This window comes from Streptomyces sp. NPDC016469, assembly GCF_040632905.1.
Lineage (GTDB): Bacteria > Actinomycetota > Actinomycetes > Streptomycetales > Streptomycetaceae > Streptomyces.
Genome location: NZ_JBEYCQ010000038.1, coordinates 11,945 through 23,816, shown reverse-complemented (window position 1 = coordinate 23,816; position 11,872 = coordinate 11,945). Strand labels below are relative to the sequence as shown.

General features: G+C 73.5%; 5 protein-coding genes. 4 read left to right on the top strand and 1 reads right to left on the bottom strand.

The window, feature by feature from the left end:
- Positions 1 to 64: 64 nt before the first annotated feature.
- A complete protein-coding gene (locus ABZ565_RS30975) occupies positions 65 to 2,293 on the top strand; it encodes a hypothetical protein (protein ID WP_361034195.1) in 2,229 nt (742 codons plus the stop codon).
- Positions 2,294 to 2,414: 121 nt separating this feature from the next.
- Here the strand turns inward: ABZ565_RS30975 and ABZ565_RS30970 are convergent, their stop codons facing one another.
- Positions 2,415 to 3,500 carry a helix-turn-helix domain-containing protein gene (locus tag ABZ565_RS30970; protein WP_361034192.1) on the bottom strand — a complete coding sequence of 362 codons (1,086 nt, stop codon included), beginning with the start codon at positions 3,498 to 3,500 and terminating at the stop codon, positions 2,415 to 2,417.
- 321 nt (positions 3,501 to 3,821) lie between these two features.
- Between ABZ565_RS30970 and ABZ565_RS30965 the strand changes: the two genes are divergently transcribed.
- The 3 genes from ABZ565_RS30965 to ABZ565_RS30955 all read left to right on the top strand — a co-directional run bounded on the left by ABZ565_RS30965 (position 3,822) and on the right by ABZ565_RS30955 (position 11,855).
- The gene (locus ABZ565_RS30965) at positions 3,822 to 4,466 is read left to right on the top strand and encodes a hypothetical protein (protein WP_361034189.1); all 645 of its coding nucleotides are present in this window, start codon (positions 3,822 to 3,824) and stop codon (positions 4,464 to 4,466) included.
- A gap of 116 nt (positions 4,467 to 4,582) precedes the next feature.
- On the top strand, positions 4,583 to 6,682 hold the full coding sequence (locus ABZ565_RS30960; RefSeq protein WP_361034186.1) for a flotillin family protein: 2,100 nt from the start codon (positions 4,583 to 4,585) through the stop codon (positions 6,680 to 6,682).
- Between the two features lie 286 nt (positions 6,683 to 6,968).
- Positions 6,969 to 11,855, top strand: a complete 4,887-nt coding sequence (locus tag ABZ565_RS30955) for a DNA repair ATPase (RefSeq protein ID WP_361034184.1) — start codon at positions 6,969 to 6,971, stop codon at positions 11,853 to 11,855.
- Positions 11,856 to 11,872: the final 17 nt, after the last annotated feature.

The window sequence follows — 11,872 nt, the reverse complement described above, 5'->3', positions numbered from 1 at the left end:
TGCTCGCGGCGGACACGCGACCCACAAGCAGTTGATCACACATAGTGACTGCTATTTCTGCTGCATGACCCGCAGACAACTCTCGTCGCCGCTGGGCGGATCCGTACGGGCCCCGCGGCTCGCCGCAGCGGCGCTGGCCCTCGCCCTCGGCGTGGCCGGCTCCCTGGCCCTGGACACCGGCCAACTCGCCCACGCGCAGCCGCGCCAGGGCGGCTCCACCTTGCTCGAGGAGACGTTCACCCAGGCCACGGCCCCGGAGTTCACCGGGGTCGGCTCGGCCTGCCTCACCGGAGCGCCCGAGGCCGACGCCCTGCCGGGGCCCGGCAACCACCCGCTCGGAGGCTGCACGGCGGGCATCGGCCCCGTGCCGCCCAACGACGCCGCCCCGCGCGGCTACCTGCGGCTGACGGACTCCTCCAACGACCAGTCCGGCGCAGTCCTCTACAACCACGCGCTGCCCGCCGACCACGGCCTGGACGTCACCTTCGACCAGTGGCAGTACGGCACCACCACGGGCGCCATCGCCCCGGCCGACGGCATCTCGTTCTTCCTGGTCGACGGGGAGGCCCAGCTGACCCACCCCGGCGCCTTCGGCGGCAGCCTCGGATATGCGCAGAAGCTGCCCGACGACGACCCGAACGCCGAGTTCCTTCCCGGTGTGGACCGCGGCTATCTGGGAGTCGGACTCGACGTCCTCGGCAACTACTTCGGCGACTGGGAACACCGGGGCAACGGCTGCCCGCCCGACCAGCGCTCGCCCGCGGGCACGGCATTCCACGTGCCCGCACCCGGGCCGAACATGGTCACGCTGCGCGGCCCCGGCGACGGCATCGAGGGTTACTGCTTCCTCACCGCCACCACCAGCAACTTCTCGACCACCGGCCCCTGGCCGTCGACCCTCCCCGGACAACTGCAGGGGCCGACCACCGAGGTGTCGGGCGATCCCGTCCAGGCCGAGCAGGACCTTGAGCCCTCGCGCCGCCGCGTGCACGTGGTGATCACCCCGGCACCGGACCCGCAGGTCACCGTGTCCATCGACTTCAACGACGGCAACGGCTCCCAGCAGGTCCTCCAGGCCGACGCGCCGACCCCCGTGCCGTCGACGTACAAGTTCGGATTCGCGGCCTCCACCGGCCTGTTCACGGACACCCACCTCATCCGCAACGTGGCCGTGCGCACCGAACGGCCGCTGCCCCGGCTGAACCTCGTCAAGCAGGTGCGGCAGCCGCTGCCCGGCGACCTCACCGTCGGCTCGCAGGTGCCGTACGACTTCGTGGTCACCAATGCGGGAGGCACGACCATCGACGACCTCGCCGTCGACGACCCGAAGACCGGCCCGGTCTCGTGTCCCGTGACGAGTCTCGCGCCCGGTGAGACGGTCACCTGCACGGCGACGTACACGGTGACGCCCGCCGACGTCGCCAACGGCTCGATCGACAACACGGCCACGGCGTCAGGTACGTCGGGTGGCGAGCCGGTCACCTCCCCGCCCTCGTCGGAGACCGTGCCGATCGAGCGGGTGCCCGGCATCTCGGTCGAGAAGCGGGTCGAGACCCCCGGCCCCTACTCGGTCGGGCAGACGGTCACGTACGCCTACACCGTCCGCAACACCGGCGGAGCGGAGCTGACCGACGTCGTGGTGCACGACGACCACGTCACGGACATCACCTGCGAGGCGACCACGCTGGCCCCGGCGGAGGAGGCCGGTGACAGCACCACGTGCACCGGCACCTACACGATCACCGCGGCCGACGGTGCGGCCGGTTCCGTGACCAACACCGCCACGGCGACCGGTACGGCGGACGGGGAGACCGTCACCTCGCCGGAGACGTACCAGACCCTCCCCGTCGGGCAGCCCCATCTGACGCTGCACAAGAAGGCCGTCTCCAAGGGCCCCTTCCGGGTCGGCACCGAGGTCCGTTACGCGTACACGGTCACCAACACCGGCAGCACCCAGCTGCACGACGTGCACGTGGCGGACAACCGGGTCGCCTCGGTGGTCTGCGACGCGACCACGCTGGCACCCGGGGCGAGCACCACCTGCCACGGCACCTACCGCATCACCCAGGCAGACATCGACCTCTGCCGGCAGAGCGGCACCCGCGGCGGCGGTGGCGGCGGTGGCAAGGGCACCATCACGTGCCGGATCACCAACGTGGCCCAGGCCGGTGCCACCGGCCCGCAGGGCGAAGGGATCGCGAGCGACACCGCCTCGGCCACGGTCACCGTCACGGTCAAGGGCAAGAAGTGCAGGTGTCACAAGCACGAGGGCAAGCAGCACAGCGGCGGCTGACGCACCCCGCGCACCGGTCGGCGCCGCACCCTCCCAGGGGCGGCGCCGATCCGTGTGCCGGCCGAAAGTCCGCCTGCCGGGCCCGCCCCGCGGGCGGACGGCGCTGCTTTCGCACCACGCCTCAGACCTCTTTGGCGGGCCAGTCCAGCAGCCGGGCGCCGATCACCGCGGTCTGGAGCGTGTAGCGGTGCTGGGGGTCCGCCGGGTCGGAGCCGGTCAGCTGGTGGATGCGCTCCAGCCGGTACGTGAGGGCCCGGACGCTCAGTGAGAGCCGGCGGGCGGTCTCGGCGGCGACACAGCCCGCGTCGAAGTACACCGACAGCGTCCTGAGGAGCGGTTCGGCGCCGCCCCTGGCCTTCTGGAGCGGGCCCAGCTCGCTGCGTACGAGATCGGCCATGGCCTGCCGGTCCCGGGTCAGCACCGGGTAGACCAGCAGGTCGGTGGCGTAGAGCACGGGGTCGTCGAGGTCCATCCGGTCCGCCAGGTCCAGTGCGTCCAGCGCCTCGTCGTACGACTGGACGACGCCGCCGGGGCCCGGGTGCGGGCGGCCAATGGCGACCCGGCCGCCGTCCGTCGCCGCGTGCGCCTGCTTCGCGAAGTAGCGCAGGACGTCGGGCTGGCTGCCGGGCGCGACGCACACCATGCGCCCGTCCTTCGTGGTGAGCAGGATCTTGCGCCCGCTGAACCGGGCCAGCATCGCCGACTCCACGTGCCGGGGCACCGCTTCCGTCTCGGTGTACGCCTCCGGGCCCGTCGCCACCGCCACCGCGTGGGCGCGCGAGAGACGCAGCCCGAAGCGGGTGGCCCGCTCGGCGAGCCGGCCCAGATCGCTGCGCCCGTACAGCAGGTCGTCGATGAACTCGCGCCTGGCGGCCTCCTCGCGGCGCACGGTGAGGCGCTGGGCGCGCTCGAAACCGTCGGCGAAGGCGTCGACCGCCTGCTCCATCGCGGCCAGCACGCTGTCGGCGGAGGCGGCCGCGGCGGCGGGGGTCGCGCCGGGGGCGGGGGCGGGCCAGGCGGCGCGGGTCTCGGCGAGATGCATGCGGACGAGGGCGCGGAGCTGGTGGCCGGCCTCGGCGGCCTCCCGCCCCAGGGCGCGGCGGGAGTCCAGCTCCTCGCGGGTGAGCCGCCGGCCCGAGACGGCCGCCTCGCCGAGTATCCGTGCGTAACCCTCCAGAAAGCTGTCGGGGATCACCGGTTCCGCCACGCGTCCGCCTCCGTTCCTGTTCCGTACCGACACCCGCCCAACGCACGGGGGCCGGTGCCGGTGCCCGGCACCGGGGAACGGCGAACGTTGCCGTGTTCCGGCAATGCGACCGGGCGTCCACGGATGACACGATCCTGCCAGCACCAACCGGGGGACCACGGGGGAAAACGGGGGAATCACGGGGGTGCACGGGGGATCGGGGGAAGACCCGGATGCCGCGGTGTCGTCGAGGGTGACACCGCGGCACCGTGGTCACCGACCGGTCCGCGCGGGCACCGGCGGCACCACCACCGCCGGCGGAACGGCAGGGGGTCGGAACCGATGCGGGAATTCATGGACGCGACGCTGTCCTTCCCGGCCGTGCTCTTCGCCGCCGCGCTGGTCGTCGTCATCGCCTTCTGGCTGCTCGTCCTGGTCGGCGCGGCCGACCACCACTCGTTCGACGCCGACCTGGACGCCGATCTCGCGGGCGTCGGAGGCGTCCCGGTCACCGTTTCGGTGTCCCTGATGATCGCCGTCGGCTGGTTCTCCGCCCTGACCGGTTCGGTCCTGGTGCACCGCTCGGGCGCCACCGGACCGCTGCGCGCCGTGCTGGCCTGTGCGGTGCTCGCCGGGGCGCTGCTGCTCGCCTGGGGTGCGGTGCGACTGCTCGTCCACCACTTCCGCCGCCTCTTCCCCGACCAGCCCCCGCCATCGCGCCAGGACTTCCTGGGCCGCGTCTGCACGATCCGTACCGGCTCGGTCTCCGCCGACTTCGGCCAGGCCGAGGTCACCGCCGACGACGGGACCACCGCCACCGTCCAGGTGCGCCAGCTGGAGCCCGTCGACGCGGAGCTGGCCTCCGGACGCTCCGGGCTGCTGTACGCGTACGACGAGGCCGGGGAGTTCTTCTGGGTCTCGGCCTACGACAAGGCGCTCGATCCGGGTCCGCCACCCGGCCGTACGGCCTCCGGCCCCGCCGTCTGAGCCACCGCTCCTCTCAGCGCGGTGCGCCCCTCCGGCCTGCCCGGACGCCGTGTGCCGTCACGCCGTGTTTCACGTGAAACCGCTCATTTCCGCACCACCTGCCGCCAAGGACTGTCATGGATGCCATCTCCTTGGGCCTCGGCCTGCTCGTCGCCGTGGTCCTGCTCATCGCCGTAGCCGTGCTGCTGATCATCACCCGGCTCTTCCGCAAGGTGGAGCAGGGCAAGGCCCTGATCATCTCCAAGACCAAGAAGGTCGACGTGACCTTCACCGGTGCCGTCGTCCTGCCGGTGCTGCACAAGGCCGAGTCCATGGACATCTCGGTCAAGACCATCGAGATCCGGCGCACCGGGCGCGAGGGCCTGATCTGCCAGGACAACATCCGCGCCGACATCCACATCACGTTCTTCGTGCGGGTCAACAAGACCGTCGAGGACGTCAAGAAGGTCGCCCAGTCCATCGGCACCGAGCGCGCCAGCGACAAGGTGGCCATCCAGGAGTTCTTCGCGGCGAAGTTCTCCGAGGCGCTCAAGACCGTCGGCAAGCAGCTGGACTTCGTGGACCTGTACACGAAGCGCGAGGAGTTCCGAGACCGGATCATCCGGGTCATCGGTACCGACCTGAACGGCTACCACCTGGACGACGCGGCAATCGACTTCCTGGAGCAGACCCCGATGGCGCAGCTCGACAGCGCCAACATCCTGGACGCCCAGGGCATCCGGAAGATCACCGAGCTGACCGCGATCGAGCACGTCCGCACCAACGAGTTCCAGCGCACCGAGCAGAAGGAGATCACCCGGCAGGACGTCGACGCCCGGGAGACCATCCTGGAGCTGGAGCGCCGGCAGGCCGAGGCGGAGATCAAGCAGCGCCGCGAGGTTGAGACGCTGCGGGCCCGCGAGGAGGCGGTGACCGCCCGGGTCCAGGAGGAGGAACGCCTGGGCGCTCAGGCCGCGTTCATCAGGACCGAGGAGCAGCTGGGCATCCAGCGGGAGAACCAGGCCCGGGAGATCGCCGTCGCGCAGAAGAACCGCGAGCGGGTCATCGCCGTGGAGAACGAGCGCATCGAGAAGGACCGGCTGCTGGAGGTCATCGGGCGCGAGCGCGAGACCGAACTGAACCGCATCGCCGCGACGAAGGAGGTCGAGGCGGAGCGCCGCGAGGTCGCCGACGTCATCCGCGAGCGGATCGCGGTGGACCGTACGGTCGCCGAGCAGGAGGAGTCCATCAAGACGCTCCGGTCCGTCGAGGAGTCCGAGCGCACCCGCAAGTCGGTCATCATCGCCGCCGAGGCGGAGGCGCAGGAGCGGCTGGTCAAGGACATCAAGGCGGCCGAGGCGGCGGAGGCGGCGGCCACCCACCGGGCGGCCGAGCAGCTGACGCTGGCGGAGGCGCGGCTGAAGACCGCCGACCTGGACGCGCAGGCCAAGCTGCGGCTGGCCGAGGGCATCCGGGCGGAGTCGGCGGCGCCCGGCCTCGCGGACGTCCAGGTGCGGGACGCGGCGGCGGAGGTGATCGAGAAGACGGGGCTCGCCGAGGCCGAGGCCACGTCCGCGCGGCTCAGGGCCGAGGCCGAGGGCGCCCGTCTCAAGGCCCTCGCGGACGCGGAGGGTACGCAGGCGCAGGCGAGGGCCGACGCGGCGATGATCGGCGAGAAGCTGAAGGCGGAGGCGGCGGGCCTCACGGAGAAGGCGGCCGCGATGGCGGCGCTGGACGACGCCTCGCGCGGGCACGAGGAGTACCGGCTGCGGCTGGCCGCCGAGAAGGAGATCCGGCTCGCGGGACTCGACGTCCAGCGGCAGGTCGCCGAGGCGCAGGCGACGGTGCTCGCCACGGGTCTGGAGAACGCGGACATCGACATCGTCGGCGGCGAGTCGGTGTTCTTCGACCGGCTGGTGTCGTCCATCTCGATGGGCAAGAGCCTGGACGGTTTCGTGGGGAACTCGGACACGGCGAGGGCCCTGGCCGGCCCGTGGCTGAACGACGCGTCCTCGTTCACGGAGGACCTGACGCGGGTGCTGTCGTCGGTGTCCACGGGCGACGTGCAGAACCTGACGGTGTCGGCGCTGCTGATGCGGCTGATGGCCGCGCCATCGGCGGGGGTGGGTGCGGACCAGGTCCGCGCGCTGCTGGACCACGCGAAGTCGCTGGGCCTGGCGGACGTCCCGGTCAGCGGCCTGACCCCGGCCGGCCTGAACGGTACGCCGGTGGCGTAGGGGATCCGCTGCCCGAACGCCCCACTGGAGCCCCGTCCGTCCCCAAGCGCCGGACGGGCTTGCAGGGCCCGACGTCCGCAGCCTGAACGCCCACTCCAGCCCCGTCCGTCCGCAAGCGCCGGACGGGGCTGGGTGGGGCGGACCTCTCAAGCCCGTCCGGCGATCGAGGGCGCCCGGACAGCACGCCACGGCCCGCCCGCAGATCGAACTGGCCCGCCCGGCGGGCATGACAAGCCCGTCCGGCGATCGAGGACACCGCCGCACGCCACACCGCAAGGAGCACCCAGTGGACACCGTGACCGCCCCCGCCGCCGGGGACTACGACGTCCTGCGGCGCCGCCTCCGCACCCACGCCACCGAGCTCGCCCGCAGGGCCACCGCCCTCAACGCCCGCCGCACCGAGGCATTCGGCGCCACCGGCCTCCAGCTCGTCCGCAGCGAGCAGATCCGGACGGACCGCCCCGTCACCCCCCGCGACCTCGTCGCACTCGGCGGCGAGCTGCTGTTCGGCTTCGAACGCGGCCCGGGCCGGCAGAGCCGGCCCACCGTGGACGACGTACTCGCCCTGTACGCCGCCGACCTCACCCCCGGCACCGGCACCCCGCTCACCGACACCGACTTCGTCCGCGAGTTCGACGGCCTGCACCGCTACTTCCGGGACGCCCGCCTGCTGCGGCTGCGCCGGACCGAGGGCCGCCTCCTGGCGGTCTTCCGTACCGGCGAGACCGCCGAGGACATCCGGGTCCTGCGCTGGGCGCTGAACCCGGACGGCTCCCCCGGCGCGTTCCTCGACGCGCGCGGCGAGCGCGACCACGTCTTCCCGCCGGCGCACGACTTCGCCTGGACGGCCGCAGGCCGCGAGGCCCACGTCGCGGGCCGCCACCCGCACATCGCCATCGGCTGCGAGGCCGAGCTGTACGTGGACACGCTCGGCGGCAGGCTCACCGTGAAGACCGTCAACGACACGGAGACCCCGGACGGGATCTACGAGGAGCCCGTCACCGAACCCCTCCAGTCGCTCGCCGACGCCGAGGTCGAGTACGCGGAGCTGGGCCCGCTCGTGCTGCTGCGGGTGCGCCCGTACAAGGAGGAGGCGCGGCGCCACCTCGTCTTCAACGCGCTGCTCGGGACCGTCACCCGCCTCGACGCCATCGGTCCGGCCTGCAGGCGGCTACCCGAGGACCAGGGGATCATCTTCCCCGGCGGGTTCTACCTGACGACCGGCGAAGCCAGGACGTTCGACATCGCGCGGCCGCTCACCGACCCGGTCTTCGAGGAGGCCGTCCGCTCCCCGAACGGCGAGGACGTGCTGTACGTCTTCCGGTCCCGGCAGGACGGCCGCAGCCTCCTTCTGCCGTACAACGTGATCCGCCAGGAGGTGGCGACCCCGCTCCAGGGCCGGGGCCACGCGCTGCTGGACGACGGCACGCTCGTCGTGCTGCGCGACCCGGTGGAGGGCGGCGAGGGCGGCGCGGCGCGCGTCCACCCGTTGCAGCGCTGGCGGACGCCGTACGTCTCCGACACGTATGCCGCGTCCCGCCCGGCGGGCGAGGGCCCGCTGGCCCGGGTCGGCAACGCCGACCTCGTGCGCGGCATCTCCGACTGCCTGGCCCTCGCGCACGCCGCGTCCGGGACGGCGCCGACCGCCGCCGTGTACGACCGGCTGGCCGCCGACTGCGTACGGGCCGGGGACCGCTACCACTGGCTGGACGACGCCGGCCTCGGCGCGCTCGCCACGCCGTTGGGCGAACTGCGGGACACCGCGCAACAGGTCGTCGCGGAGTTCGAGGCGGTCCAGGCGCTCACCCGGCAGGCCGCCGACGCGCTCACCGAGACCGCCGACCGCATCACCGCCCTGGTCCGCCGGGTCCGCGGCGAGGCCCCGCGCACCGCCGCCGAGTGGGTGGACCGGCTCACCGGACTGCGGCGCGCGCACGGCCGCTTGGCGACCCTCGCCGAGATGCGGTACGCGGACACCGCGCGCATCGAGGAGCTGACCGCCACCACCGCCGAGGACATCGAGGCGGCCGCCCGCCGCGCGGTCACGTTCCTGGCCGGGGACGACGCGTTCGCCGGCTACCACGAGGACATCGCCCGCCTCACCGAGGAGGCCGCCGGGCTCGCCACGGTCACCGACGCCACCGCGCTCGGCGACCGGCTGGCCGCCATGGCGGACGGCCTGAGCACGGTCACGGACGTCGTCGCCGGACTGGACATCGGCGACGGGGTGGTCCGTACGTCGATCCTGGAGCGCATCGCGGAGGTCCTGGGCGCCGTCAACCGGGCCCGCGCCACGCTCGACGCCCGCCGCCGCGCCCTCGCGGACCACGAGGGCCGGGCCGAGTTCGCCGCCGGGTCCGCGCTGCTCGGGCAGGCGGTCACCGCCGCGCTGGCCGCCGCCGGGACCCCGGAGTCCTGCGACGAGCAGCTGGCGAGGCTGCTGCTCCAGCTGGAGGACCTGGAGGCGCGGTTCGCGGAGTACGACGACTTCCTGGCCGAGCTGGGCGAGCGCCGGACGGAGGTGTACGAGGCGTTCTCGGCGCGCAAGCAGGGCCTCCAGGACGCTCTGGCCCGCCGCGCCGAACGCCTCGCGGACTCCGCGGCGCGGGTCCTGGAGTCGGTCGCCCGGCGCGGCGCCGCCCTCCCGGACGCGGACGCCGTCCACACCTACTTCGCCTCCGACCCGATGGTCGCCAAGGTCCGGCGGACCTCCGAGGAGCTGCGGGCGCTCGGGGACACCGTGCGCGCGGAGGAGCTGGACGGGCGGCTGCTCGCCGCCCGCCAGGAGGCGGGCCGGGCCCTGCGCGACCGGGACGAGCTGTACGCGGACGGCGGGTCCGTGATCCGCCTCGGCCGGCACCGGTTCGCGGTGAACACCCAGCCGTTCGAGCTGACCCTCGTGCCGCAGGGCGGCACGCTCGCGTTCGCCGTCACCGGGACCGACTACCGGATGCCGGTGACCGACCCGGAGTTCGCCGCGACCCGCCCGTACTGGGACCGGACGCTCCCCTCCGAATCCGCGACCGTCTACCGGGGCGAGCACCTGGCCGCCCGCCTCCTCGGCGAGCAGGGCGCGGACCGGCTGTCCGCCCTGGACAGCGGCGAACTCGCCAAGCTCGTAAGGGAAGCGGCTGCCGCCGCGTACGACGAGGGATACCAGCGCGGGGTCCACGACGAGGACGCGACCGCGATCCTGGCCGCGCTGCTGCGGCTGCGCGCGGGCGCCGGGCTGCTGCGCTTCCCGCCGGCCGTCCGGGCCGCCGCCCAGCTCTTCTGGGCCCATGAGGCGGACGAGGGCCGCCGGGTGTCCTGGACGCGCCGGGCCCGCTCGCTGGCGCGCGCCCGGGAGGCGTTCGGGCTCGCCCCGGCGGTCGCCACGCTCCAGGAGGAGTGGGCGTCGGTGATCGGCGGCGAGAGCTCCCGTACCGTCGCCGCGTACCTCTTCGAGGAGCTGACCGCCGGCCCCGAGGGCTTCGTGACGGGCGCCTCCGCCGTCGCGTTCCTGGACAAGTTCCGCCACGCCACCGGCACGTCGGCGTACGACGACGACCTCGCCGCCCTCGCCGACGACCTGCCGGCCCGGCGCCAGCTCGTGGAGGGCTGGCTCACCTCGTACGCCGGGGCGAGCGGCACGGACACCGACCCGGGCGACCTCGCGGAGGCCGTCGCCGTGGAGCTGTGCCCCGAGCCCCTGCTCGGCCGGTACGAGGCCGACGCGCCGCTCACCGAGACCGTCGACGGTCTCCTCGGCGTCCACCCGCGCATCGAGCGCGGCCGGCTCACCGTCCGCATCGACGAACTCCTCGCGCGCACCGAAGAGTTCCGCAGCGTCGCCGTGCCCGGATTCCGCGCCTACCAACGCCGGCGCGCCGCCCTGGTCGCCGCCGAGCGGACCCGGCTGCGGCTCGACGACCACCGGCCGCGCGTGATGCCGGCGTTCGTCCGCAACCGGCTGCTCGACGAGGTCTACCTGCCGCTGATCGGGGACAGCCTCGCCAAGCAGCTCTCCACCGCCGGCGCCGACCGCCGCACCGACTCGCAGGGCCTGCTGCTGCTCGTATCTCCGCCCGGCTACGGCAAGACGACGCTCATGGAGTACGTCGCCCACCGGCTCGGGCTCGTCCTCGTCAAGGTCAGCGGCCCGAACCTGGGCCAGGGCGTGACCTCGCTCGACCCCGCCCAGGCGGGCAGCGCCACCGCGCGCCAGGAGATCGAGAAGATCAACTTCGCCCTTGAGGCGGGCAACAACACGCTGCTCCACCTGGACGACATCCAGCACACCTCGCCGGAACTCCTCCAGAAGTTCATCCCGCTCTGCGACGCCACGCGCCGCGTCGAGGGCGTCCGGGACGGCGAGCCGCGCACGTACGACCTGCGGGGCAAGCGGTTCGCGGTGTGCATGGCGGGCAACCCGTACACCGAGTCCGGCGCGCGCTTCCAGGTGCCCGACATGCTCGCCAACCGGGCGGACGTGTGGAACCTGGGCGAGGTGCTGAGCGGCCGTGAGGACGTCTTCGCGCTGAGCTTCGTGGAGAACGCGCTGACCGCGAATCCGGTCCTGGCCCCGCTCGCCGGCCGCTCCCGCGAGGACCTGGCGCTGCTGCTGCGGCTCGCGTCCGACGACCCCACGGCCCGTCCGGAACAGCTCGGACACCCCTACGCGCCCGCCGAGGTGGACCGGATCACCGCCGTGCTGCGGCATCTGCTGCGGGCCCGCGACACGGTGCTCGCGGTCAACGCCGCGTACATCGCGTCGGCCGCGCAGACCGACGCCACCCGCACCGAACCGCCGTTCCGGCTCCAGGGTTCGTACCGCAACATGAACCGGATCGCGGAGCGGATCGCGCCCGTGATGAACGACGCCGAGCTGTCCGCCGTCGTGGACGACCACTACGCGGGCGAGGCGCAGACCCTCACCAGCGGCGCGGAGGCCGCGCTCCTGAAGCTCGCCGCGCTGCGGGGCACGCTCACGCTCGCGCAGGCCGAGCGGTGGGCGGCGCTCTGCGCCTCGTACGTCCGCACCCAGGCGCTCGGCGGGCCCGAGGGCGATCCGATGACCCGTGCGGTGGCGGCGCTGGGGCTGCTCGCGGACCGGATCGCGGCCGTCGAGACGGCGATCGGGCGCGCCACCGACCCCCGCCGCCTGCCGGCCGGGCCGCACGACGACCGCTGACCCTCCTCGATCAACGG